Genomic DNA, 24,497 nt, shown 5'->3' with positions numbered 1-24,497 from the left:
GATTGATGCCCCCACCCGACACTCCTAAGGTAGCTCCACGACAGCGAACCCCGTGGAGTGAGCATGACAACAACAATTTCCCCCGACTCGCGCTGGACGCGGCGGCGCGACGAGAAGCAGCGGCGTCTCGACAAGGTGCGCGGGTTGGCCGACGGTGCGGTGTTGCCCACCGACAAAATCGTCGCGGCACTGGAAGCGCTGATTCTGCCCGGCGACCGTGTGGTGCTGGAGGGCAACAACCAGAAGCAGGCGGATTTCCTTTCCCGTGCGCTGGCCAAGGCCGATCCTGAAAAGCTCCACGACCTGCACATGATCATGCCCAGCGTCGGTCGCTCCGAGCATCTGGACCTGTTCGAACGCGGCATCGCCCGCAAGCTGGATTTCTCCTTCGCCGGCACCCAGAGCCTGCGCATCAGCCAGTTGCTCGAAGACGGCTTGCTCGAAGTCGGCGCGATCCACACCTACATCGAACTCTATGCCCGGCTGGTGGTGGACTTGATCCCCAACGTCGTGCTTTCGGCCGGGTTCATGGCCGACCGTGCCGGCAACATCTACACCGGCCCGAGCACCGAAGACACCCCGGCACTGATCGAACCGGCCGCCTTCAGCGACGGCATCGTCATCGTCCAGGTCAATCAACTGGTGGACGACGTCAGCGAACTGCCCCGGGTGGATATTCCCGCATCGTGGGTCGATTTCGTGGTGGTGGCGGACAAGCCGTTCTACATCGAGCCGCTGTTCACTCGTGACCCTCGGCACATCAAGCCTGTGCACGTGCTGATGGCGATGATGGCGATCCGTGGGATCTACGAAAAACACAACGTGCAGTCGCTGAACCACGGCATCGGTTTCAACACCGCGGCCATTGAACTGATCCTGCCGACCTACGGCGAATCACTCGGCCTCAAAGGCAAGATCTGCCGCAACTGGACGCTCAATCCGCACCCGACCCTGATCCCGGCGATTGAAAGCGGTTGGGTCGAAAGCGTGCATTGCTTCGGCACTGAACTGGGCATGGAAAACTACATCGCCGCCAGGCCCGATGTGTTCTTCACCGGGCGCGACGGCTCGCTGCGTTCCAACCGGATGTTCTGCCAACTGGCCGGGCAATACGCGGTGGACCTGTTCATCGGCGCAACCCTGCAAGTCGATGGCGATGGCCATTCCTCAACCGTCACCCGTGGCCGCCTCGCCGGTTTCGGCGGCGCACCAAACATGGGCCACGACCCGCGAGGACGCCGTCACGGCACCCCGGCCTGGCTCGATATGCGCCATGACGATTCGCAGCAACCGATGCTCGAACGCGGCAAGAAACTCGTGGTGCAGATGGTCGAGACGTTCCAGGAGGGCGGCAAACCGACCTTCGTCGAGACTCTCGACGCGGTGGAGGTGGCGAAGAAGAGCGGCATGCCGCTGGCGCCGATCATGATCTACGGCGACGACGTCACCCACCTGCTCACCGAAGAAGGCATTGCCTACCTGTACAAGGCGCGCTCGCTGGAAGAGCGTCAGGCGATGATCGCTGCGGTCGCTGGCGTCACCGCCATCGGCCTGCGCCACAACCCGAAAGACACCGAACGCATGCGCCGCGAAGGCCTGATCGCCTTGCCCGAAGACCTCGGCATCCGTCGCACCGACGCCACTCGCGAACTGCTCGCGGCGAAGAGCGTGGCCGATCTGGTCGAGTGGTCCGGCGGCCTCTACAACCCGCCCGCCAAGTTCAGGAGCTGGTAATGCACGCACTCAACCTGCAACCGAAAACCATCACCCTCGCGGAACGGCTGGCGGATCTGGCCGTGGACGCGCTGATCGACGAAGCCGACCTGTCGCCGAAACCTGCGCTGGTCGACCGTCGCGGCAATGGTGCGCACACCGATCTGCACCTGGGATTGATGCACGCCTCGGCGCTGGCGTTGTGGCCGGCGTTCAAGGAAATGGCCGAGGCCGCGCTCGAGTTCGGCGAGATCGGCTTGCCGTTGCGCGAAGCCATTGGCCGCATCGGACGGGAAGGCGAGCAAGCGATGCTCGCCACCACCCACGGTGTGAACACCCATCGCGGGGCGATCTGGGCGTTGGGCCTGCTGGTCACGGCTGCTGCGCTGGATACCAAGTCCACCAGCGCTGGCGCCGTCACGCTGTGCGCTGCGCGTCTGGCATTGCTCGACGATCGGTATGCGCCGCGCCCGCTGAGCCATGGCGCTCAAGTCGCCCAGCGCTACGGCGCTCGCGGTGCCCGGGAAGAAGCGCAGCTCGGCTTCCCGTCCGTGGTGCAGCGTGGCCTGCCGCAGCTTAAACGCAGCCGCGCCGCCGGCCATGGCGAACAGAACGCCCGGCTCGATGGCTTGCTGGCGATAATGACCGACCTCGCCGACACCTGCGTGCTGTATCGCGCCGGTGAACAGGGTTTGCACGCCATGCAACACGGCGCCCAGGCAGTGCTCGACGCCGGGGGCAGCGCCAGCCTCACCGGTCGCCGCCGCCTGCACGAACTGGATCAACAACTCATCGCATTGAATGCCTCGCCCGGTGGCGCCGCCGACTTGCTCGCCGCCACGCTGCTGCTCGACCGGGTCGAGCGCGACGGCATCCTTCAGGGAGCGTTTTGATGGAAACCTTATCCTTTGAATTCCCCGCCGGGCAGCCGCCACGTGGTCGGGCGCTGGTCGGTTGTGTCGGCTCGGGCGATCTGGAAGTGCTGATCGAACCGGGCCTGGCCGGCAAGCTGACGATCAACGTCCAGACTTCGGTCAACGGCGCCGAGCAGCGCTGGCAGCATCTGTTTGCGCGGATGTTCGACGGCACCACGCCACCGGCGATGGCCATCGATATCCACGACTTCGGCGCGACCCCAGGCGTGGTGCGCCTGCGCCTGGAGCAAGGCTTCGAGGAGATCGGCCATGACTGACACCTCGGCACTTCTGCACAAACACAGCTTCGTCGAACTCGGCGCACGGCAGCGGGCGAAAGCCTTGCTCGACACCGGCACCTTGCGCGAATTGCTCGACCCGTTTCAACGCGTCATGTCGCCGTGGCTCGAACGTCAGGGCGTGGTGCCCCAGGCCGATGACGGTGTGGTGATCGCCAAGGGCAGCCTCGACGGTTTGCCGGTGGTGATCGCGGCCATCGAAGGCGCGTTTCAGGGCGGCAGCCTCGGTGAAGTCGGTGGCGCAAAAATCGCCGGCGCGCTGGAACTGGCCGCCGAAGACAACCGCAAAGGCATCCCGACCCGCGCCATCCTGCTGCTGGAAACCGGTGGCGTGCGCTTGCAGGAAGCCAACCTCGGGCTGGCGGCGATTGCCGACATTCACGCGGCGATTGTCGATCTGCAGCAATACCAACCGGTGGTCGGCGTGGTGGCCGGCAGCGTCGGTTGTTTTGGCGGGATGTCGATTGCCGCCGCCCTGTGCAGCTACTTGCTGGTGACCCAGGAAGCACGCCTCGGCCTGAACGGCCCGCAGGTGATCGAGCAGGAAGCCGGGATCGAGGAATACGACTCCCGCGACCGGCCTTTCATCTGGAGCCTGACCGGCGGTGAGCAACGTTTCGTCAGTGGTCTGGTGGATCGTTATGTCGCCGATGACGTGGCGCAGATTCGCCAGCAGGTCAGTGAATTGCTGCAACAGGGTCTGCCGTCACAACCGCGCAGCCAGCGGGCCGAGTGGTTCCTGCAGCGCCTGGCGAGCCTGGACACTGACAAGCAAATCGAGCCTTCGGTGGTTCGCGATCTGTATCAAGGAGAGCGCTCATGAGTGGTTATTCCGTGCGCGGTTTGAACTGGTTCAACGCCTTGAGCGCTGGTGCGGATGCCGTTGAAGGTTTGCCGCCATCGCTGAAGGTCGCTGACGGCCCACTTGGGCGCTTTATTGCGGTGGTCGCCGATCCGCAAAACCGTTTCCCACGCGCTCGCAACGGCGAAGTCGGTTTGCTCGAAGGCTGGGGGCTGGCCAAGGCGGTGGATGACGCGATCACCGCCGACCGCGACAAGACGCAAAAACGTGCCTTGATCGCCATCGTCGATGTGCCGAGCCAGGCTTACGGTCGCCGCGAAGAAGCCCTCGGCATTCACCAGGCCCTGGCCGGTGCGGCGGATGCTTATGCCCGCGCGCGTCTGGCCGGGCATCCGGTGATTGCGTTGCTGGTGGGCAAGGCCATGTCCGGGGCGTTTCTGGCCCACGGTTATCAGGCCAACCGCTTGATCGCCCTGCGTGATCCGGGGGTGATGGTGCACGCGATGGGCAAGGCGTCGGCAGCGCGGGTGACCTTGCGCAGCGTCGAAGAACTGGAAGCCCTGGCGTCCAGCGTGCCGCCGATGGCCTATGACATCGACAGCTATGCCAGCCTCGGATTGCTCTGGGAAACCCTGTCGGTGCAGCAGATCGAACAGCCGACGGCGGAGGATCTGGCGCGAGTCGGCGAATGCCTGAAGCAAGCCATCGGTGATGTTGGCACGACGGATTTGAGCAATCGTCTCGGCGCGAAAAATCGCGAAGCCTCCAGTCGTGTACGTGAACTGCTGAGGGCGCAGTGGTGAACACGCCTCTGGCCCACGACCTGCTGTGGGGCATGACGCCGGCACAGTTGCCAGCGGATGCGCCGCCGTGGGCGATTGATTCGCTGGCTGCCGGGCAACCGGTGGTGGTGCGGCGGGCGTTGAGTGAAGACGGATTCGTGGCGGTGGGCGTGCGCGGAGTGTTGCGCGAGCAGCGGTTGGCGGCGTTCATGGCGATCGACTCGATTGCCTGTCGGGTCAGTCCTGAAGCGCTTTGTGATGTTGAGAGCGAGCGCGATCTGCCGGTCATGCAGGCGCTGCGGCAGCTGCGGCCGGTGCTCGATGATTGCGGTTGGATCTGGGGCGTCAGTGGCAGTGTCGGGTTTGAACTGGCGAGTGGTTTTGCAGCCATGCACCAGGCCAGTGATCTCGATCTGATCCTGCGTACACCGCAACTCATCACCCGCAATCAGGCACGCAAACTGGTCGCGGTTTTCGATCAGGCGATCTGCCGGGTCGACCTGCAATTGCAGACACCGTTCGGCGCGGTGGCCCTGCGCGAGTGGGCCGGGAACGCTTCGCGGGTGCTGCTGAAAAACGCCCATGAAGCCTGTCTGGTCAGCGACCCATGGAACCCGCAGGAGCAGGCAGCGTGAGCAGTCTGCTGGTGTTTCCCGGCCAGGGCGCGCAGCAGCCCGGCATGCTCCAGCGTTTGCCTCGGGAAACGCTGATCGAGGCCCGCGATAGCCTCGGTGAAGATGTCTTGCGGCTGGATTCCAGCGAAGCCTTGCGCAGCACTCGGGCGGTTCAGCTCTGTCTGCTGATCGCCGGGGTCGCAGCCTCGCGGCAATTGTTACAGGACGGACTCACAGCGGATTACGTCGCCGGCCTGTCCATCGGTGCGTATCCGGCAGCGGTGGTCGCCGGAGCGTTGAGCTTCAGCGATGCGTTGCATCTGGTCAGCCTGCGCGGCGAGTTGATGCAGCAGGCTTATCCACAGGGCTTCGGCATGACCGCGATCATCGGCCTGCAATTATCTACAGTCGAAGATTTGCTGGCTCAGGTGCACGGTGCAGATTCGCCGGTTTATCTGGCCAATATCAACGCCGATAACCAGGTGGTGATTGCCGGCAGCGACAAGGCGATGCAAGCGGTCGCCGAGCTGGCGCGCAGTCGTGGCGCCGGTCTGGCAAAGCGTCTGGCGGTCAGCGTGCCGTCGCACTGCCCGTTGCTGGATGAACCCGCGCAAACCCTCGCCGAGGCGTTCGCCAAAGTGGCACTGAAAACACCGAAAATCGCTTACCTGAGCGGCAGCCGCGCAAGGCCTGTGACCCAGGTTGAAGCGCTGCGCGACGATCTCGCCTTCAACATGTGCCGCGTGGTGGACTGGCGCGGCACCGTGCAAAGCGCTTACGAGCGCGGCGTACGTCTACAGATCGAACTGCCGCCCGGTGCGGTGCTGACCGGGCTGGCGCGCCGGGTGTTCGAACAGGGGACCGTCACTGCCTTCGACAGTGCCCGGCTCGACACCTTGCAGGCGCTGTTGCGTGAAGAGGAGGGCCGACGACCCTAAATCACCGACTCAGGCTTCGAACAACAAAAACAATTCGACGATGCACTTTGAGGACTACAACAATGATTATTTACGGTGTGGCGCTGCTGGCGATCTGTACGCTGGCAGGGGTGATCATGGGTGACCTGCTCGGCGTACTGCTGGGGGTCAAATCCAACGTCGGCGGGGTCGGCATCGCCATGATCCTGTTGATCTGCGCGCGGTTGTGGATGCAGAAACGCGGCGGCATGACCAAGGATTGCGAGATGGGCGTCGGCTTCTGGGGCGCCATGTACATTCCGGTGGTAGTGGCGATGGCCGCGCAGCAGAACGTCGTCACCGCCCTGCACGGCGGCCCGGTGGCGGTGTTGGCGGCGATTGGTTCGGTGGTGGTCTGTGGCTGCACGATTGCCCTGATCAGCCGCACCCACAAGGGCGAGCCCTTGCCCGACGAGCCGGCGGAAATTTCCCCGGTCGGCACACCGGTAGGAGGTCGCTGACATGTGGGATCTCATTGAAAAAGGTCTGGAACACAACGGTCTGATCACCGCCTTCGCCTTCGTCGGCGTGATCATGTGGGTCTCGGTGATCCTCTCCAAACGCCTGACGTTCGGGCGGATTCACGGCTCGGCGATTGCCATTGTCATCGGTCTGGTGCTGGCCTGGGTCGGCGGGACGATGACGGGCGGGCAGAAGGGCCTGGCGGACCTGACGCTGTTCTCCGGCATCGGCCTGATGGGCGGCGCGATGCTGCGGGATTTCGCCATCGTTGCCACGGCGTTTGAAGTGCAGGCGACCGAGGCGAAGAAGGCCGGGATGATCGGGGTGATTGCGCTGCTGCTGGGCACGATTCTGCCGTTCATTGTCGGCGCGTGCATGGCTTACGCGTTCGGTTATCGCGATGCGGTGAGCATGACCACCATCGGCGCGGGGGCGGTGACTTACATCGTCGGGCCGGTGACCGGTGCGGCGATTGGCGCGACTTCGGATGTGATGGCGCTGTCGATTGCCACCGGGTTGATCAAGGCGATTCTGGTGATGGTCGGCACCCCGGTGGCGGCGCGCTGGATGGGGCTGGATAACCCGCGCTCGGCGATGGTGTTTGGCGGGCTGGCCGGGACGGTGAGTGGTGTGACGGCGGGGCTGGCGGCGACGGATCGGCGGTTGGTGCCTTATGGGGCGTTGACCGCGACCTTCCACACTGGGCTTGGCTGCCTGCTTGGGCCTTCGCTGCTGTTCTTCATTGTTCGCGGGATTGTGGGCTGAACGTCAAAAGCCCCTCATCGGAACGCCGCCCGCCTAACCCTCTCCCAGAGGGAGAGGGGACTGACCGAGTTGTTTATGCGCTATACATCGACCTGAAATTCCTGAGTCGAACTCAGATTTTGAAAGATCCCCCGATCTGCTCCCTTTCCCCTCGCCCCCTTGGGGGAGAGGGCTGGGGTGAGGGGGAAGGTTCTCAAGTTCAACACGAGAATCTGATCCTTAAAGATGGCTCCCAGCCGCATCCCGATTCGCATACATCCGACACTCCGCCAGCAACGCCAGCAAATTCGGATCCCGCTCCTTGGCCTTCAAAAACACCACACCAATGTGCTGCTGCAACCGGTACTTTTCCTGTAACGGAATCAGCTTCACCCGGTTCTCGTACACCGCCGCAATCCTTCCCGGCAGCAACGCATAACCGACTCCGGAGCTGACCATGCTCAGCAGGGTGAAGATGTCGTTGACTTGCATCGCCACCTTCGGCTCGAACCCTGCCTGTCTGAACACCCGGATGCCGTCCTGATGGGTGGCGAAGCCTTGGGTGAGGGTGATGAAGGTTTCGTCGCGCACCTCCGCCAGATCCACTTCGCTGCGTTGGGCGAAGCGCGAATCGGCCGGGGTGGCGAGGAAGATGTCGTCGGAAAACAGCGGGATCTGCTCGCAGTCCGGGTCGTTGACGGTGTCGTCCAGTGACACCAGGATCGCGTCGACTTCCATGTTTTTCAGCTTGTAGAGCAGGTCGATGTTCGAGCCGAGGATCAGGTCGATGTTGAGTTCGCTGCGGCGGATCTTCAGGCCCATGATCAGCTGCGGCACGGTCTTCACCGTGAGCGAATACAGCGAGCCGAGCTTGAAGCGCTCGGCGGAGAATCCGGCGGCTTCGCGGGTCAGGCGCACGCTTTCGACCACGTCCTGAATCAGCTTCTGCGCTCGCTCTTCGAGCACATAAGCGCTTTCCAGCGGTGTCAGGTTGCGGCCTTCGTGCTTGAACAGCGGGCAGCGCAGGGCGCTTTCCAGCGAATGGATCGCACGGTGCACGCTGACGTTGCTGGTCTGCAACTCGGCGGCGGCGCGGGCGAGGTTGCCGGTGCGCATGAAGGCGAGGAACACCTCGAGTTTCTTCAGGGTCAATTCTTCGTCGATCAGCATGGCGCGGACTCTTCTTGGTATCGCTCGATTGTGCCCAAATATCAGGACAGGTGCAGGCCCGCGTTGAACGGAAACATTGCGCTTTTACGCTCAAGGCCCGAGCCTTGCGCGCTGCGGTAATGAAATCGAGGTGTGTGACACATGTATCACGGAGAAAAACTGAACGCCTGGACGCATCTGGTCGGGGCGGTAGCGGCGTTTGTCGGGGGCGTGTGGATGCTGGTGATTGCCAGCCTCGACGGCAGCCCGTGGAAGATCGTCAGCGTGGCGATTTACGCCTTCACTTTGCTGGTGCTCTACAGCGCATCCACCGTGTACCACAGCGTGCGCGGTCGCAAGAAAGCGATCATGAAGAAGGTCGATCACTTTTCGATCTACCTGCTGATCGCCGGCAGTTACACGCCGTTCTGCCTGGTGACCCTGCGTGGGCCGTGGGGCTGGACGCTGTTCGGGATTGTCTGGGGCCTGGCGCTGATAGGCATCCTGCAAGAAATCAAGCCGCGCTCGGAGGCGCGGATCCTGTCGATCGTGATCTACGCGGTGATGGGCTGGATCGTGCTGGTGGCGGTCAAGCCGCTGATCGTCGCGCTGGGGACGGCGGGGTTTGCCTGGCTGGCGTCGGGCGGCGTGTTGTACACCGTGGGGATCATCTTTTTTGCCCTTGATCACCGGTTGCGGCATGCCCACGGGATCTGGCATCTGTTTGTGATCGCCGGGAGCCTGCTGCACTTTGTGGCGATTCTGTTTTACGTCCTTTAAATGCCCATCAGGCGGCCGAGTTGTTCGCCGGCGCGCTGACTGAAAATCTCCAGCAAATCATTCAGCGTATGGGGTGATGGTTCGGTGGCGCGGGTCACGGCGTACAGCGTGATCGGCAAGGGCGGCGCCAACGGGCGGATTACGGTGCTGGTCGGCGAAGCCCCCAGCGCGGTGAACGGATCGATCACCGCCACCCCGGCGCCGGACTCCACCATCGCACGCGCCAGCGAATACGTCTGTACCGCAATCCGCACCCGGGGTGGCGGCTCGACCGCCTCCAGATAACTGTCGAGCCGCGCGGCCAGCGGATCGGCGCTGGACAGCCCGATCAGCGGCGCCCCGGCCAGTGCCATCAGCGGCAACGGCTGGCCGGCATCTTCCTCCGGCCAATAACCCTTCGGCGCTAGCGCCACCAGAACCCCCGAGGCCAGCGCTTCGGCCTTTAGCCCCGGATGGTCCGGCAACTGCAACGTCAGGGCCACATCCACTTCGCGCATCAGCAGGTTCTGCATCAGCTCGCGGCTGTGGGCGCTCGACAGTTCGCAGGCGATGTCCGGGAATTGCGCCGTCCATTGCCGGATCGCCGGCGGCAGTAACGACAGCGCCAGCGCCGGAGTCGCGCCGATCCGCAGGCTGTGGCCGGGCTCGCGGCGCAGGCTCTGGGCCAGACGCCGCACGCCTTGCAGGCTTTCCGTGACCTTGTCGACTTCGCGCTCCAGCTCCAGCGCTTCGGGGGTTGCCTGCAACTTGCCGCGCACCCGCAAAAACAGAGGGAAACCCAGCTGCTGCTCGGCGTGCTGCAACACCTTGGTCACCGCCGGTTGCGAGACGTGCAGCAACTGCGCAGCGGCGCTGATCGAGCCGGTCTGGCGAATGGCCTGGAAAATCTCGATATGACGAAGGCGCATGACGATCCCATAACCTTTGTTTATAGGTTTGGCATCTTTATTCATTGTTCGGCGCCTGTCACCTCACCCTAACCTCGGCCTCGTCTTCAAGAACGATTAAGGACGGACATGGCTCAGCGTGTGTGCATCATCGGCGGCGGCGTGATCGGGTTGGCAACGGCCTGGGCGCTGGTGCGCGACGGCTTCGAGGTGACGGTGGTCGAGGCGCGGCAGTCGCCGGGCAGCGAAACCAGTTTCGCCAACGGCGGCCAGTTGTCCTATCGCTACGTTGCGCCGCTGGCCGACGCCGGCGTGCCGTTGCAGGCAATCGGCTGGATGCTGCGCGGCGACTCACCGCTGAAACTTCGCCCGCGCCTGGACCCGGCGCAGTGGCGCTGGATGGCCTCGTTTCTCGCTGCGTGCCGCACTTCGGTCAACCGTGAAAACGCCGCGCATTTGTTGCGTCTGGCGCTGTTCAGCCAGCGCACGCTGAAACGCTGGCGCGAGGACGACGGACTCGCCGGCTTCAACTGGCGGCGCAACGGCAAACTGGTGAGCTTCCGCCATGCCGCCAGCTTCGACCATGCGCGCAAGGGGCTCGCCGATCCGCAGCAACAGCAGGTGTTGTCCGCCGCCGAATGTGCGCAACTGGAACCGGCACTGACCGATGCGCCGTTTGTGGGCGCGATCTACACGCCGGATGAAGAAGTCGGCGACTGTCACGGTTTCTGCCAACAGCTGGCGGCGCGATTGAAGGCGTCGGGCCGCTGCGCGTTTCGTTTCGGTCAGGCAGTGACCGCTATCCGCCACAGTCACGGCGCCGTCACGGCCATTGAACTTGGCGAAGAAACCCTGCCGGTCGAACAACTGGTAATCGCCGCCGGCCATCGCAGCCCGTTGCTGGCGCTGCCCGGCCTGAATCTGCCGCTGTATCCCCTGAAGGGCTACAGCCTGACCGTGCCGATCGGCAGCGAGCATCGAGCGCCGGACGTGAGTATCACCGACTACGACCGCAAGATCGTCTACGCCCGTATCGGCGAACAACTGCGCGTGGCGGCGATGGTCGACATCGTCGGTTTTGACCCGGCGGTGGACCCCCAGCGGCTGGCGCTGATCAAGCGTCAGGCCCGCGACACCTTTCCCGACGCCGGCGACTACGACGCGGCCGTGGAGTGGGCCGGCATGCGCCCGGCCACCCCCACCGGCGTTCCGCTGCTGGGCGCCACGGCGTATCGCAATCTGTGGCTCAACCTCGGCCACGGCGCGCTCGGTTTCACCCTGGCCTGCGGCAGCGGGCAGTTGCTCAGTGAACTGATCGGCCAGCAGCGCACATCCATTGATCTGCACGGGTTCAATCCCCGTGCGGCGTGACGGTTTCTGCTAAAACACCCCACCCACAACGGAGAATAACAATGCAAAAAATCACGTTGCTCGGCTGCACTCTGGCGCTGGTTTTCGGTGCTCAGGCCCAGGCCAGTGAAGTGCCGCTGACCGGTACGCTCGGCAAGATCGCCAGCGCCAACAGCATCACCCTGGGGTATCGCGATGCGTCGGTGCCTTTCTCGTATGTGGGCGATCACACCGGGCAGCCGATGGGCTATTCAGTGGAGCTGGCGGACAAGATCGTCGAGCGCATCAGGCAGCAACTGGCGTTGCCGGAGCTGAAGGTGAAGTACAACCTGGTGACCTCGCAGACGCGGATTCCGCTGGTGCAGAACGGCACGGTCGACCTCGAATGCGGCTCCACCGGGGTGACGGCCGAGCGGCAGAAGCAGGTCGCGTTCTCCTACGGTTTCATCTACGTCAAAGGTCAGCTGCTGACCGCCAAAGACAGCGGCATCAACCGCTTCGACGATCTGCGCGGCAAGAACGTGGTGACGACCGCCGGCACCACCAACGAGCGTTATCTGAAGAGCTACAACCTCGACCACAAACTGAACATGTTCGTGATCAGCGCCAAGGATCACGGCGAGGCGTTCCAGATGCTGCAATCAGGCCGTGCGGCAGCGTTCTATATGGACGATGCACTGCTTTACGGCGAGCGGGCCAAAGCGCGCGATCCGCACAACTGGGTCGTGGTGGGGGAGGAGCAATCCCGGGAAATCTACAGCTGCATGGTGCGCAAGGATGATCCGCAGTTCCTCGCGCTGGTCAACGGTGTGCTGGCTGACCTGTACAGCTCAGGGGAGATCAACGGGATCTACCGCAAGTGGTTCGAACAGCCGATCCCGCCGAAGGGCCTGAACCTTGAGTTCCCGATGACCAGCGAACTCAAGGCAATCATCGCCAGACCGATCAGTGATCCGGTGCAGTAACGGGTTAGAAATCACCCCATAGTTGCTGAGCCACTGCCAGCGCCACAACCGGCGCCGTCTCGGTGCGCAGCACGCGCGGGCCGAGGCGGGCGGCGTGGTAGCCGTTGCCCTTGGCCTGCTCGACTTCGGCGTCGGACAAGCCGCCTTCCGGTCCGATCAGGAACGCCAGGGTCGATGGTTTGACGTGGCTGACCAGCGGTTCGGCCACCGGGTGCAGCACCAGTTTCAGTTCGGCTTCGGTCTGCTTCAGCCAGTCGGCCAGCAGCACCGGTGGATGAATCACCGGCACTCGCGAGCGACCGCATTGCTCGCAAGCGCTGATCGCCACCTGGCGCCAGTGCAGCAGGCGTTTGTCGGCGCGTTCGTCCTTGAGCCGGACTTCGCAGCGTTCGCTGAAGATCGGGGTGATTTCAGTCACGCCCAGTTCGGTGGCTTTCTGGATCGCCCAGTCCATCCGCTCGCCCCGGGACAGGCCCTGGCCGAGGTGGATGCGCAGCGGTGATTCGACTTGACCTGCGAACTGCTCGTCGATCTGCACCACCACGCGTTTCTTGCCGACTTCCACCAGGGAACCGCGAAACTCATGGCCGGAGCCGTCGAACAACTGCACCGCATCGCCCTCGGCCATGCGCAGCACGCGGCTGATGTAATGCGCCTGGGCTTCCGGCAATTCGTGTTCGCCGGTGCTCAGCGGGGCGTCGATAAAGAAGCGGGACAGTCTCATTCGGAGTCTCTGGAAAGATGTGAATCAGTTAAAACGGTGTCGACTTCATTCGCGAGCAAGCCCGCTTCCACAGGGAAATGCATTCCAAATGTGGGAGCGGGCTTGCTCGCGAAAGCGGAAGTCCAGGCACCACAGATCTTGAATAATCTGGATCAGCCCGGATCGCGAAAACCCGGATGAAAATCCTTCGGCACTGCCACGCTGACGCTGTCTCGGGTGGCGATGTCGATGCCTTCGCTGGCGACTTCGGCGAGGAAGTCGATCTGCTCCGGGGTGATCACGTAGGGCGGCAGGAAATACACCACGCTGCCCAGTGGACGCAGCAACGCGCCACGCTCCAGGGCATGCTGGAACACTTTCAGGCCGCGACGTTCCTGCCACGGATAAGCCTCTTTCGTGGCCTTGTCCTTGACCATCTCGATCGCCAGCACCATGCCGGTCTGACGGACTTCCGAAACATTCGGATGATCCACCAGATGCGCCGTCGCCGACGCCATGCGTTGAGCCAGCGCCCGGTTGTTTTCGATCACGTTGTCCTGCTCGAAAATATCTAGGGTCGCCAGGGCCGCTGCACAGGCCAATGGGTTGCCGGTGTAGCTGTGCGAGTGCAGGAAGGCGCGCAGGGTCGGGTAATCGTCGTAGAACGCGCTGTACACCTCGTCGGTGGTCAGGCACGCGGCCAACGGCAGATAGCCGCCGGTCAGGGCTTTCGACAGGCACAGGAAGTCCGGACGGATGCCGGCCTGTTCGCAGGCGAACATCGTCCCGGTGCGGCCGAAACCGACGGCGATTTCGTCGTGGATCAGGTGCACGCCGTAACGGTCGCAGGCTTCGCGCAACAGCTTGAGGTACACCGGGTGATACATGCGCATGCCACCCGCGCCCTGAATCAGCGGCTCGACGATCACCGCGGCGACGCTGTCATGATTTTCCGCCAGCGTCTGCTCCATGGCCGCGAACATATTGCGCGAATGCTCTTCCCAGCTCATGCCCTGCGGGCGAAGGTAGCAATCCGGGCTCGGCACCTTGATGGTGTCCATCAGCAGCGCTTTGTAGGTTTCGGTGAACAACGGCACATCACCGACCGCCATCGCCGCCATGGTTTCGCCGTGGTAGCTGTTGGTCAGGGTGACGAAGCGCTTCTTGTTCGGCTGGCCGCGGTTGAGCCAGTAGTGAAAGCTCATTTTCAGCGCGACTTCGATGCAGGACGAACCGTTATCGGCGTAGAACACCCGGTTCAAGCCTTCCGGCGTCATCTTCACCAGCCGCTCGGACAGTTCGATCACCGGCTGATGGCTGAAACCGGCCAGAATCACGTGTTCCAGCTGATCGACCTGATCCTTGATGCGCTGGTTGATGCGCGGGTTGGCGTGGCCGAACACGTTGACCCACCAGGAGCTGACCGCATCCAGATAACGCTTGCCTTCGAAGTCTTCCAGCCAGACGCCTTCACCGCGCTTGATCGGGATCAGCGGCAGCTGTTCGTGGTCTTTCATCTGGGTGCAGGGATGCCACAGCACCGCGAGATCGCGTTGCATCCACTGGTTGTTCAGGCCCATGTTCAGTCTCCTCGAGGCGGCTCGCGTCAGGCGCGGGCAAACAATCGCGCAAGCCTATGCAATGCGTCGCGCCGGAACAACCCATTGTGTCGATTGAGCTACTTTGTATGGGCCGATAGACGTCGCTGGCGGCGTTTTGATGGCTGACGTATTCTTCGCGGTTCTTTGGGTCGACTGACCCGCAAAACTGCTTTTTCCTACGTGTTTTTCCGGAGTTCGCTGAATGTCTGTCGGTTGGCTGCGCGCCTGTGCGCTTGTGGTGTTGGGGCTTTTCAGCGTTACGGCGCTGGCCAAGGAAAAAACCGCGATCGTGATCGGCGGCGGCCTGTCGGGCCTGACCGCGGCTTACGAACTGCAGAACAAGGGCTGGCAGGTCACGTTGCTGGAAGCCAAGCCGAGCCTGGGCGGTCGCTCGGGCATGGCCACCAGCGAGTGGATCGGCAACGACAAGGCGCAGCCGGTGCTGAACAAGTACGTCTCGACTTTCAAGCTGAGCACCACGCCGGCCCCTGAATTCGTGCGTACCCCGGGTTACCTGATCGATGGCGAGTATTTCTCTGCCGCCGATCTGGCCACCAAGCAACCGGCTACCGCGCAGGCGTTGAAAACCTTCGAGAAAACCCGTGACGATCTGGCGCGCTCGATCGACGATCCGCAGAACCCGGCGGCGACCAACACGTTGCACGCACTGGACCAGATCAACGTGTCGAGCTGGCTCGACAAGCAGAACCTGCCTGCCACTGCGCGTCAGCTGATCAACCAGGATATCCGCACCCATTACGACGAACCTTCGCGTCTGTCGCTGCTGTACTACGCACAGCAAAGCCGTGTTTATCGCGGCGTGTCCGACCGTGACATGCGCGCTTCGCGTCTGGTGGGTGGCAGCCCGGTGCTGGCCCAGGCCTTCGTCAAGCAACTGAAAACCATCAAGACCAGTTCGCCGGTGTCCGCGATTGTCCAGGACAAGGACGGCGTGACCGTCAAGGTCGGCAGCGTGGGCTATCAGGCAGACTACGTCGTACTGGCGGTGCCATTGCGTGCCCTCGACAAGATTCAGCTGACCCCGGCCCTGGATGCACAGCACCTGGCCGCGATCAAAGGCACCAACTACGGCTGGCGTGACCAGATCATGCTGAAGTTCAAGACGCCAGTGTGGGAAAGCAAGGCGCGGATGTCCGGCGAGATCTACAGCAACACCGGTCTGGGCATGCTGTGGATCGAGCCGGCCCTGAAGGGCGGCGCGAACGTGGTGATCAACCTGTCCGGCGACAATGCCCGGGTGATGCAGGCGTTCGGCGACAAGCAGATGGTCGATCAGGTGCTGATTCGTCTGCACGCGTTTTATCCACAGGCCCGTGGTGCGTTCACCGGTTATGAAATCCGTCGCTACAGCACCGATCCATCGACTGGTGGTTCGTACCTGGCCTTCGGTCCTGGCCAGATCAGCAAGTACTGGCGCCTGTGGGAGCGTCCGCTGCTGCGCGTAGCGTTTGCTGGCGAGCACACCGACACCCTGTATCCGGGCACCCTGGAAGGCGCGCTGCGCACCGGTCAGCGCGCGGCCAGTCAGGTTGAAGACCTGGCGGCGGGCAAATCCTTCGAACCGATCAAGGTCGGCCCGGCGGCGGCCACTGCAGCAGCGGCGGCAGGCGCAGCGGGTGCGGCCACGGCGGCGAAGAAAGGTAACTTCTTCACCAACCTGTTCGGTGGTTCGGATGACGAGAAGAAACCAGCGCCTGTGAAAGCCCCCGAACCGGTACCTGCTCCAGCCGCTCCAGCGCCTGCACCGACTCCGGCACCTGCGCCAGCCCCGGTTGAAGCGCCGAAGCCAGCGACTCCGGTGAAAACCGAGCCAGCCAAGAAAGCGCCTGCCAAGCCAGCAGCGAAGAAACCTGCGGCCAAGACCGAGGCGAAAAAAGCCCCGGCCAAACCTGCAACGAAAAAGACTGAACCGGCGAAGAAGCCAGCGGCCAAACCGGCGGCGACTCCGGCGACAAGCACCGATACCAAAGCGCAGTAAGGCTTTGCGGTGAATGAAAAAAGCGCGGCTTTCATGCCGCGCTTTTTTATTGCCTGTGAAACAGCAAGCATCCTGTGTTTGCTCGTTCGCCAGCTAATCTCCCGTCACACTTTTCACCTTTAATCTTTCCTTAACTCCCCTGTCCAAGACTCTTGATCGTATTTCTCGATATTTCAAAGCGAAATTTTCCGCTTTAATTCGATAGATAACTCGCTAGTCTTGGTTCGCAGTTCTCACAGGATTTGGGCAATGCAGCTACGTAATTCTTCTTCGCGCTACGGTTGGGTCAGTATCTTCATGCACTGGGGTGTGGCGTTGGCGGTCTTCGGACTGTTCGCGCTCGGTCTGTGGATGGTGGGGCTGGATTACTACAGCACCTGGCGTAAAGAGGCGCCGGATCTGCACAAGAGCATCGGGCTGGTGCTGCTGGCTGTGATGGTGTTGCGGGTGCTGTGGCGTTTTGTCAGCCCACCGCCGCCAACGCTGCAGAGCTACAGCCGCATGACCCGCATCGGCGCAAAGTTTGGCCACGGGTTTCTGTACCTCGCGCTGTTCGCCGTGATGATTGCCGGTTACCTGATTTCCACCGCAGACGGTGTCGGGATTCCGGTGTTTGGCCTGTTTGAAGTTCCTGCACTGGTTTCCGGACTACCGGATCAGGCAGATACCGCCGGGGTGATTCATTTGTACCTGGCGTGGGCGCTGGTAATTTTTTCCGGCCTCCATGCGTTGGCAGCATTGAAGCACCACTTTATCGATCGTGATGCGACCCTCACTCGAATGCTCGGTCGCAAAGCCTGAAGCTCAACCTCGACTCAAAGGAAAAGAAAGCATGTTGAAAAAGACTCTGGCCGCTCTGGCAATCGGTTCTGCCGTGCTGTCCGCCAACGTAATGGCTGCTGACTACACCGTCGACAAGGAAGGCCAGCACGCCTTCGTCGATTTCAAGATCAGCCACCTGGGCTACAGCTACATCACCGGTACCTTCAAGGACATCAGCGGCAAGTTCAGCTTCGATGCTGCCAAGCCTGAAGACAGCAAGATCGAGTTCGACGTGAAGACCGCCAGCGTGTTCACCAACCACGCCGAGCGTGACAAGCACATCTCCAGCAAAGACTTCCTGGACGTGGGCAAATACGCTGACGCCAAGTTCGTCTCCACCAGCGTCAAGTCCACCGGCAAGAACGCCGATGGCAAAGACACTGCCGACGTGACCGGTGACCTGACCCTGCACGGCGTGACCAAGCCGATCGTGGTCAAGGCCACTTTCCTGGGTGAAGGCAAGGATCCATGGGGCGGCTACCGTGCCGGCTTCGAAGGCACTACCAGCATCAAGCGTTCTGATTTCGGCAAGATGATGGACCTGGGTCCACAGTCTGACAAAGTCGACCTGTACATCTCGTTCGAAGGTGTCAAAGCGAAGTAATTTTCGCCAGCCCTACAAAAACGCCCCCGGTCTTGCGACCGGGGGCGTTTTTTATTGCCTTGTTGAAACTCAGCGATTGCGGGTCAGCAAGGCCGGTTTCTCACCGCGTGGGCGGCTTGGCAGTTGATCCAGCTGCTCAGGCGTCGGGAAGCGGTCGGCTTTCGATTCCTTGTGCATGATCTTCGGGCCACTGCTGCGAGGGTTCTGCACGGCAGGCTCGGCACGTTGCTGATCGTCACGGGCCGGGCGGCGGTTGCGCGAGTTTTCGTCGCGACGACCCTGACCGTCACGCGGGGCTCCGTTGCGCGGGCCGGTGCGCTTGCCCGGCGGGGTGCCGGTACTCGAACCGTTGCTGTTGCGCGGGCCGTTCTGACGACCTTGCGACTGACCGCCGCGTGGAGCGCCGGACCCTGTGCCTTGCGCCGGAGCGCCAGGGCGACGGCCACGACCACCGGCAGGTGCCTGCTTCGGCACGTAGTCAACGCGGTTACCGAAGTTATCGATATCGTCGTCGAGGAACTCGTCCGGAGCACGGTCAGCAGCGGCGCGTGGCGGCTGGCTAGGCTGGCGCTGTTCGCGGGCGGGGGTGCCTTCGCGTGGTTTCTGCTGACGGGCTGGACGCTCGCCACGTTCACCGGCCGGTTTTTCCTTGCCCTTGTCCTTCCCTTTGTCCTTGCGACCGCCACCACCGCCACCACCATTCGGGCCGTCGCCACGCGGGCCACGACCGTTACGCGGGTTGCGCATGTCCGGACGCTCGCGTACTTCAGGCTTCTCGGCCTCGATGGTGCTGGCATCGAAGCCCATCAGGTCGCCGTCGGCGATTTTCTGCTTGGTCATGCGTTCGATGCTTTTCAGCAGTTTTTCTTCGTCCGGCGCCACCAGCGAGATCGCCTCACCCGAGCGACCGGCACGGCCGGTACGGCCGATACGGTGCACGTAGTCTTCATCGACGTTCGGCAGTTCGAAGTTGACCACGTGTGGCAACTGGTCGATGTCCAGGCCGCGAGCCGCGATGTCGGTCGCTACCAGAATGCGCACTTCACCGGCCTTGAAGTCGGCCAGGGCTTTGGTGCGGGCGTTCTGGCTCTTGTTGCCGTGGATCGCCACAGCCGGCAGGCCGTGTTTGTCCAGGTACTCGGCCAGACGGTTGGCGCCGTGCTTGGTGCGGGTGAACACCAGCACCTGTTCCCACGCGCCGGCGGTGATCAGGTGAGCCAGCAGCGCACGCTTGTGGCTGGCCGGCAGACGGAAGACGCGTTGTTCGATGCGCTCGACCGTGGTGTTCGGCGGCGTCACTTCGATGCGTTCCGGGTTGTGCAGCAGCTTGCCGGCGAGGTCGGTGATGTCTTTGGAGAAGGTCGCCGAGAACAGCAGGTTCTGGCGCTTGGCCGGCAGACGCGCGAGGACTTTCTTCACGTCATGGACGAAGCCCATGTCGAGCATGCGGTCGGCTTCGTCCAGCACGAGGATTTCAACGTGGGACAGATCGACGCTGCCCTGGCCGCACAGGTCGAGCAGACGACCCGGGCAGGCAACCAGAACGTCCACCCCACGGGACATGGCCTGAACCTGCGGGTTCATGCCGACGCCGCCGAAGATGCAGGCGCTGACGAATTTCAGGTCACGGGCGTAGATCTTGAAGCTGTCGTGTACCTGGGCCGCGAGTTCGCGGGTCGGGGTCAGGACCAGTACGCGCGGCTGGCGCGGGCCGTGGCGCTGGGATTTGTCCGGGTGACCGTTGGGGAACAGCCGCTCCAGGATCGGAAGGGCGAAACCGCCGGTTTTACCGGTACCTGTCTGTGCCGCAACCATCAGGTCGCGACCTTGCAACACGGCGGGAATGGCCCGCTGTTGCACCGGAGTAGGCTCGGTATAGCCCGCGTCTTCGATAGCGCGGACCAAAGCCTCGGAGAGACCGAGGGAAGCAAAGGACATGAGTAATCCTGTTTTAGTTAGGGCTTGGCCCAATGGGAGTCTTGCCTGGCGCGAATGGCGTTTAAGAGGACGCAATCCCGTCCGGTCCTGCTGCGGTACCGAAGGCACGTCCGGAGCGCTCGCGCGGGCTGAAAAGCTGCGCTGTAGCGGGTCGGGAGGCCTGTAACGGTTCCGGGCGTCCGGGCGTGAGCCTGGCGGGAACGCCGGAGTATAACAGAGCAATCACTGCGCGCCGCTTTCCTGCTGCTCAACGGTTTTGCCGCTGGTAGTAGCGCTGCTCAAGGGTTTGCCCGAAACCGGCGCCGCGCCATAGCGCGCGCTCAGTTCGGCATAGGCCGGTTCGCGCTTGAAACGCTTGAGTTCGGCGCCGAAGCGCTGCACCAGCAAATCCATCCCGGCATTGCGCCGCACGGCCAGAAACTGACTCTGGCGACTGATGACCGTGGGGTTCTCGGTGATCTGGTTGCGGATGTTCAATTCGTCGAGCAAGTGCTGCCCCACACGGCGGTCGGTGATCAACAGATCGATGCGCCCGCGCACCAGTTTGCCGAAGTTGGCTTCATGGGTCGGTGCCGGTTCCCGGTTGAACAGGGGCGATTCGCTGAAGTCCGGACTGTACAGATAACCCGGCGAGGTGCCGACGGTCAGACCCTTGAGGTCCTCCAGGGTGCGGAACGGATGCGGCCGCTCGTTGGCGTAGAACATCACGAACTCCACGTCCGACAGGGGTTCGCTGGGATAGAGCAGAGTGGCATCGCGTTCGTCGCTGTGAAAGATGTCCAGCGCACCGTCCGCCTGACCGGTTTCGAGCATTGACAGGCAGCGTTTCCAGGGCAGGAACTGCCACTCGACGTCGATGCCCAGACGCTTGAACACAATGGCAGTGGTTTCGAAGTCCAGGCCGAGCTTCTTGCCGTCGGCTTCGTACACGTACGGCGCCCAGGGTTCGGTGACGATACGCAGCTTCTCACCTCGAGCCGCAAAGCTCAGGCAAGCAAAAACCAGCACGGCGAATAACTGCGTGATCAAAGGCATGACTTGAGATTACGACGAGAAACGCCAAAGAGCCAGAAACCGGCTGCAGAAGCTCTGTTTCGGGCCTTGGAAGCAAAAGATCGCAGTGACGACAATTGCGCATGAGCTGTCGAAACTTGCGATCTTCTGTTGTTGCATGAAGCGTTCAGCTTGAGACGTACAGCGGTATCAGCGCGGCAGCTTCAGGTTGTTCCAGATCGCCAGGCTCGGTTCGGCCTGGTTCATGGAATAGAAGTGCAGGCCAGGCGCACCGCCTTGCAGCAGGCGTTCGCACATTTCGGTGACGACCTGTTCGCCAAAGCGCTGAATGCTTTGGCTGTCATCGCCGTAGGCTTCCAGCTGCTTGCGGATCCAGCGCGGGATTTCCGCACCGCAGGCATCGGAGAAACGCGCGAGTTTGCTGTAGTTGGTGATCGGCATGATCCCCGGAACAACCGGAATGTCCACGCCCAGCGCCTGCAAACGGTCGACGAAGTAGAAGTAGCTGTCGGCGTTGAAGAAGTACTGGGTGATCGCGCTGTCGGCGCCTGCACGGGCCTTGCGCACGAAGTTGGCGAGATCGTCTTCGTAGTTGCGCGCTTGCGGATGCATCTCCGGGTAGGCGGCGACTTCGATGTGGAAATGATTGCCGGTCTCTTCACGAATGAATTCAACCAGCTCATTGGCGTGACGCAGCTCACCGCTGGTCATGCCCATGCCGGACGGCAGGTCGCCACGCAGGGCAACGATGCGCTTGATGCCGGCAGCCTTGTACTCGTTCAGCAGGCCGCGCAGGTCGTCCTTGCTGTCGCCGACGCACGACAGGTGCGGGGCAGCGGGTACTTTGACTTCGCTCTCCAGCTGCAGCACGGTGTTCAGCGTGCGGTCACGGGTCGAACCGCCCGCGCCGTAGGTGCAGGAAAAGAAGTCAGGGTTGTAGGTGGCCAGCTGACGGGCAGTGGCGAGCAGTTTTTCATGCCCAGCATCGGTCTTGGTCGGGAAGAACTCGAAGCTGTAGCGACGTTCTTGGGACATGGGAAATACCCTTGGAAACACGAAGCCTGTGAGGCTTGCACCGCCGATGTGGGAGCGGGCTTGCTCGCGCAAGCAGTGGGTCAGGCAACATCAATGTTGAATGACATTCCGCTTTCGCGAGCAAGCCCGCTCCCACAGGGAGAGCAGGCCGCCGCGTCAATCAGTAGCGGTAAGCGTGCGGCTTGAACGGGCCTTCGACGGTCACGCCGATGTAGTCAGCCTGTTGCTTGGTCAGTTGAGTGACCACGCCGCCGAAGCCGCGAACCATTTCCAGGGCCACTTCTTCGTCGAGTTTCTTTGGCAGTACTTCAACGGTCAGGCGCTCGGCTTTCTGGGCTGGCGACAGGTCGGCGTACTTCTGGCCGAACAGGAAGATCTGGGCCAGAACCTGGTTGGCGAACGAACCGTCCATGATGCGGCTTGGGTGACCGGTAGCGTTGCCCAGGTTCACCAGACGGCCTTCGGCCAGCAGGATCAGGTAGTCGTCGTTCTGTGGGTCGAACGAGCCAGCACCGGTACGGTGGATCTTGTGTACCTGTGGCTTCACTTCTTCCCATGCCCAGTTCTTGCGCATGAAAGCGGTGTCGATTTCGTTGTCGAAGTGACCGATGTTGCAGACAACGGCGCGCTTCTTCAGGGCTTTGAGCATGTTGGCGTCGCAAACGTTGACGTTACCGGTGGTGGTTACGATCAGGTCGATCTTGCCCAGCAGCGCTTTGTCGATGCTCGCTTCGGTGCCGTCGTTGATACCGTCGATGAACGGCGAAACCAGTTCGAAACCGTCCATGCAGGCTTGCATGGCGCAGATCGGGTCAACTTCGGAGACCTTAACGATCATGCCTTCCTGACGCAGGGACTGGGCCGAACCCTTGCCCACGTCACCGTAGCCGATGACCAGCGCTTGCTTGCCGGACAGCAGGTGGTCGGTGCCGCGCTTGATGGCGTCGTTCAGGCTGTGACGGCAGCCGTACTTGTTGTCGTTCTTGGACTTGGTCACCGAGTCGTTGACGTTGATGGCCGGGATTTTCAGCTCGCCCTTGGCCAGCATGTCCAGCAGGCGGTGAACGCCGGTGGTGGTTTCTTCAGTCACGCCGTGAACGCGGTCCAGAACCTGCGGGTATTTCTTGTGCAGCAGCTCGGTCAGGTCGCCGCCGTCGTCGAGGATCATGTTGGCGTCCCATGGCTGGCCATCCTTCAGGATGGTCTGCTCCAGGCACCACTCGTACTCTTCTTCAGTCTCGCCTTTCCAGGCGAAAACCGGAATGCCGGCAGCAGCGATGGAAGCGGCGGCCTGGTCCTGAGTCGAGAAGATGTTGCAGGACGACCAGCGCACTTCGGCACCCAGGGCAACCAGGGTTTCGATCAGCACGGCGGTCTGAATGGTCATGTGGATGCAGCCGAGGATTTTTGCACCTTTCAAAGGCTGCTCGGAAGCGTACTTGCGGCGCAGACCCATCAGGGCCGGCATTTCCGATTCGGCGATGATGGTTTCGCGACGGCCCCAGGCAGCCAGGGACATGTCGGCGACTTTGTAATCGTTAAAATCGGCAGGCGTGATAACAGCGCTCATGAAGAGTCTCCATTCGTAATGTATGCGAATGGGCGCCGTTGTGCGTTTAGTGTCCGGCCTGAGCCAGTCAACGCCCCATCCGAGCCTGACAGGTTGAACCTGCTGCAGCGCCCCTCGGACAGGTGGCGGGAAAACGGTACCAAGTGAAGGTTACCGTTTTGAAACGGGGGCGATTATAGCCGTCTGGACTGATCTTCCAAAGGGTTTCTGTCGGCCAGATGAAGATCGCCAATCGCGACCATAGTAGAAGCCTCATGGAGCATGACCGCTCAGTCTGCCAAGATGGCGCCATCATTCGGCAAGACGCTCAGGAGTGAAGATGAATTTCCACACCCGCAAGTGGGTAAAACCCGAAGACCTCAACCCCAACGGCACCCTGTTCGGTGGCAGCCTGTTGCGCTGGATCGACGAAGAGGCCGCGATCTACGCCATCGTTCAGCTGGGCAACCAGCGCGTGGTGACCAAGTACATTTCCGAGATCAACTTCGTCAGCGCCTCGCGCCAGGGCGACATTATCGAGTTGGGTATCACCGCTACCGAGTTCGGCCGCACCTCGATCACCCTGACGTGCGAAGTGCGCAACAAGATCACCCGCAAGAGCATCCTGACGGTCGAGAAGATGGTCTTCGTCAACCTCGGCGAAGACGGCCTGCCGGCCCCGCACGGGCGGACCGAGATCAAGTACGTCAAAGACCAGTTCAAGGAAGACGAACTCGTCACCAAGTGATATCGGCGGTGCGTCCTTCGCGAGCAGGCTCGCTCCCACATTGGAATGCGTTTTAACTGTGGGAGCG

The 24,497-nt window shown here is 62.2% G+C and carries 24 protein-coding genes and 1 riboswitch; of the genes, 16 read left to right on the top strand and 8 right to left on the bottom strand.

All coding sequences use genetic code 11. The annotated features are described in order from the left end of the window. Positions 1 to 63 precede the first annotated feature (63 nt). The 9 genes from mdcA to madM all read left to right on the top strand — a co-directional run bounded on the left by mdcA (position 64) and on the right by madM (position 7,307). Positions 64 to 1,734, top strand: a complete 1,671-nt coding sequence (gene mdcA / locus C6Y56_RS26900) for a malonate decarboxylase subunit alpha (RefSeq protein WP_127800384.1) — start codon at positions 64 to 66, stop codon at positions 1,732 to 1,734. Next, complete coding sequence (locus C6Y56_RS26895) at positions 1,734 to 2,606, top strand: triphosphoribosyl-dephospho-CoA synthase (protein ID WP_169432288.1); 873 nt, start codon at positions 1,734 to 1,736, stop codon at positions 2,604 to 2,606. The genes mdcA and C6Y56_RS26895 overlap by 1 nt, the downstream gene beginning before the upstream one ends. After that, the gene (locus C6Y56_RS26890; protein ID WP_039767948.1) at positions 2,606 to 2,905 is read left to right on the top strand and encodes a malonate decarboxylase subunit delta; all 300 of its coding nucleotides are present in this window, start codon (positions 2,606 to 2,608) and stop codon (positions 2,903 to 2,905) included. Before C6Y56_RS26895 ends, C6Y56_RS26890 begins: the two co-directional genes overlap by 1 nt. Beyond that, positions 2,898 to 3,749 (top strand): biotin-independent malonate decarboxylase subunit beta, encoded by an 852-nt coding sequence (locus C6Y56_RS26885; RefSeq protein ID WP_169432287.1) that lies wholly within the window; start codon positions 2,898 to 2,900, stop codon positions 3,747 to 3,749. The genes C6Y56_RS26890 and C6Y56_RS26885 overlap by 8 nt, the downstream gene beginning before the upstream one ends. Next, a complete protein-coding gene (gene mdcE, locus C6Y56_RS26880) occupies positions 3,746 to 4,531 on the top strand; it encodes a biotin-independent malonate decarboxylase subunit gamma (RefSeq protein ID WP_169432286.1) in 786 nt (261 codons plus the stop codon). The genes C6Y56_RS26885 and mdcE overlap by 4 nt, the downstream gene beginning before the upstream one ends. Further along, the gene (locus tag C6Y56_RS26875) at positions 4,525 to 5,145 is read left to right on the top strand and encodes a malonate decarboxylase holo-ACP synthase (RefSeq protein WP_169432285.1); all 621 of its coding nucleotides are present in this window, start codon (positions 4,525 to 4,527) and stop codon (positions 5,143 to 5,145) included. The genes mdcE and C6Y56_RS26875 overlap by 7 nt, the downstream gene beginning before the upstream one ends. Continuing rightward, positions 5,142 to 6,062, top strand: a complete 921-nt coding sequence (mdcH, locus tag C6Y56_RS26870; protein ID WP_169432284.1) for a malonate decarboxylase subunit epsilon — start codon at positions 5,142 to 5,144, stop codon at positions 6,060 to 6,062. Before C6Y56_RS26875 ends, mdcH begins: the two co-directional genes overlap by 4 nt. Before the next feature lie 62 nt (positions 6,063 to 6,124). Further along, entirely contained in the window at positions 6,125 to 6,541 is a 417-nt protein-coding gene (gene madL, locus C6Y56_RS26865; protein WP_007953315.1) for a malonate transporter subunit MadL, read from the top strand. Between the two features lies 1 nt (position 6,542). Further along, positions 6,543 to 7,307: a malonate transporter subunit MadM gene (gene madM / locus C6Y56_RS26860; RefSeq protein ID WP_007953314.1), complete on the top strand. Its 765-nt coding sequence runs from the start codon at positions 6,543 to 6,545 to the stop codon at positions 7,305 to 7,307. Between the two features lie 219 nt (positions 7,308 to 7,526). Here the strand turns inward: madM and C6Y56_RS26855 are convergent, their stop codons facing one another. After that, entirely contained in the window at positions 7,527 to 8,456 is a 930-nt protein-coding gene (locus tag C6Y56_RS26855) for a LysR family transcriptional regulator (protein WP_169432283.1), read from the bottom strand. A gap of 141 nt (positions 8,457 to 8,597) precedes the next feature. Between C6Y56_RS26855 and trhA the strand changes: the two genes are divergently transcribed. After that, positions 8,598 to 9,215 (top strand): PAQR family membrane homeostasis protein TrhA, encoded by a 618-nt coding sequence (gene trhA, locus C6Y56_RS26850; protein ID WP_169432282.1) that lies wholly within the window; start codon positions 8,598 to 8,600, stop codon positions 9,213 to 9,215. On the opposite strand, the gene C6Y56_RS26845 is transcribed toward trhA, so the two are convergent. Further along, positions 9,212 to 10,123, bottom strand: coding sequence for a LysR family transcriptional regulator (locus C6Y56_RS26845; protein ID WP_169432281.1), 912 nt, complete (start codon positions 10,121 to 10,123; stop codon positions 9,212 to 9,214). The two genes, trhA and C6Y56_RS26845, sit on opposite strands and share 4 nt — an antisense overlap. Positions 10,124 to 10,231: 108 nt before the next feature. Here C6Y56_RS26845 and C6Y56_RS26840 point away from each other — a divergent pair, with 108 nt between their 5' ends. Together C6Y56_RS26840 and C6Y56_RS26835 are read left to right on the top strand one after the other, a co-directional pair. Next, positions 10,232 to 11,473, top strand: a complete 1,242-nt coding sequence (locus tag C6Y56_RS26840; protein WP_169432280.1) for a D-amino acid dehydrogenase — start codon at positions 10,232 to 10,234, stop codon at positions 11,471 to 11,473. A 41-nt stretch (positions 11,474 to 11,514) separates the two neighbouring features. After that, positions 11,515 to 12,417 (top strand): transporter substrate-binding domain-containing protein, encoded by a 903-nt coding sequence (locus C6Y56_RS26835; RefSeq protein WP_169432279.1) that lies wholly within the window; start codon positions 11,515 to 11,517, stop codon positions 12,415 to 12,417. Positions 12,418 to 12,421: 4 nt separating this feature from the next. On the opposite strand, the gene C6Y56_RS26830 is transcribed toward C6Y56_RS26835, so the two are convergent. After that, positions 12,422 to 13,141: a 16S rRNA (uracil(1498)-N(3))-methyltransferase gene (locus C6Y56_RS26830; RefSeq protein WP_169432278.1), complete on the bottom strand. Its 720-nt coding sequence runs from the start codon at positions 13,139 to 13,141 to the stop codon at positions 12,422 to 12,424. Between the two features lie 152 nt (positions 13,142 to 13,293). Beyond that, complete coding sequence (locus C6Y56_RS26825) at positions 13,294 to 14,700, bottom strand: adenosylmethionine--8-amino-7-oxononanoate transaminase (RefSeq protein WP_007953301.1); 1,407 nt, start codon at positions 14,698 to 14,700, stop codon at positions 13,294 to 13,296. Between the two features lie 223 nt (positions 14,701 to 14,923). Here C6Y56_RS26825 and C6Y56_RS26820 point away from each other — a divergent pair, with 223 nt between their 5' ends. The 3 genes from C6Y56_RS26820 (at position 14,924) to C6Y56_RS26810 (ending at position 18,146) form a co-directional block, all read left to right on the top strand. Continuing rightward, entirely contained in the window at positions 14,924 to 16,720 is a 1,797-nt protein-coding gene (locus C6Y56_RS26820; RefSeq protein WP_169432277.1) for a flavin monoamine oxidase family protein, read from the top strand. Between the two features lie 249 nt (positions 16,721 to 16,969). Further along, positions 16,970 to 17,521, top strand: coding sequence for a cytochrome b (locus C6Y56_RS26815; RefSeq protein WP_169432276.1), 552 nt, complete (start codon positions 16,970 to 16,972; stop codon positions 17,519 to 17,521). A gap of 31 nt (positions 17,522 to 17,552) precedes the next feature. Continuing rightward, the gene (locus tag C6Y56_RS26810; protein WP_169432275.1) at positions 17,553 to 18,146 is read left to right on the top strand and encodes a YceI family protein; all 594 of its coding nucleotides are present in this window, start codon (positions 17,553 to 17,555) and stop codon (positions 18,144 to 18,146) included. Between the two features lie 69 nt (positions 18,147 to 18,215). Here C6Y56_RS26810 and C6Y56_RS26805 read toward each other — a convergent pair whose 3' ends face one another. The 4 genes from C6Y56_RS26805 to ahcY form a co-directional block, all read right to left on the bottom strand. Beyond that, positions 18,216 to 20,084, bottom strand: coding sequence for a DEAD/DEAH box helicase (locus C6Y56_RS26805; protein ID WP_169432274.1), 1,869 nt, complete (start codon positions 20,082 to 20,084; stop codon positions 18,216 to 18,218). A 222-nt stretch (positions 20,085 to 20,306) separates the two neighbouring features. Beyond that, positions 20,307 to 21,119 (bottom strand): substrate-binding periplasmic protein, encoded by an 813-nt coding sequence (locus C6Y56_RS26800; protein ID WP_169432273.1) that lies wholly within the window; start codon positions 21,117 to 21,119, stop codon positions 20,307 to 20,309. A 168-nt stretch (positions 21,120 to 21,287) separates the two neighbouring features. Then, complete coding sequence (metF, locus tag C6Y56_RS26795; protein ID WP_085731601.1) at positions 21,288 to 22,133, bottom strand: methylenetetrahydrofolate reductase [NAD(P)H]; 846 nt, start codon at positions 22,131 to 22,133, stop codon at positions 21,288 to 21,290. Between the two features lie 160 nt (positions 22,134 to 22,293). Next, positions 22,294 to 23,703 carry an adenosylhomocysteinase gene (gene ahcY, locus C6Y56_RS26790; protein WP_039767963.1) on the bottom strand — a complete coding sequence of 470 codons (1,410 nt, stop codon included), beginning with the start codon at positions 23,701 to 23,703 and terminating at the stop codon, positions 22,294 to 22,296. A gap of 23 nt (positions 23,704 to 23,726) precedes the next feature. Further along, positions 23,727 to 23,825, bottom strand: a riboswitch (S-adenosyl-L-homocysteine riboswitch). A gap of 197 nt (positions 23,826 to 24,022) precedes the next feature. Between ahcY and C6Y56_RS26785 the strand changes: the two genes are divergently transcribed. Then, a complete protein-coding gene (locus C6Y56_RS26785) occupies positions 24,023 to 24,430 on the top strand; it encodes an acyl-CoA thioesterase (RefSeq protein ID WP_003229043.1) in 408 nt (135 codons plus the stop codon). Positions 24,431 to 24,497: the final 67 nt, after the last annotated feature.

It is taken from the genome of Pseudomonas fluorescens, from assembly GCF_012974785.1.
Taxonomy (GTDB): domain Bacteria; phylum Pseudomonadota; class Gammaproteobacteria; order Pseudomonadales; family Pseudomonadaceae; genus Aquipseudomonas; species Aquipseudomonas fluorescens_BT.
This window is presented reverse-complemented; position numbering and strand designations above follow the sequence as displayed.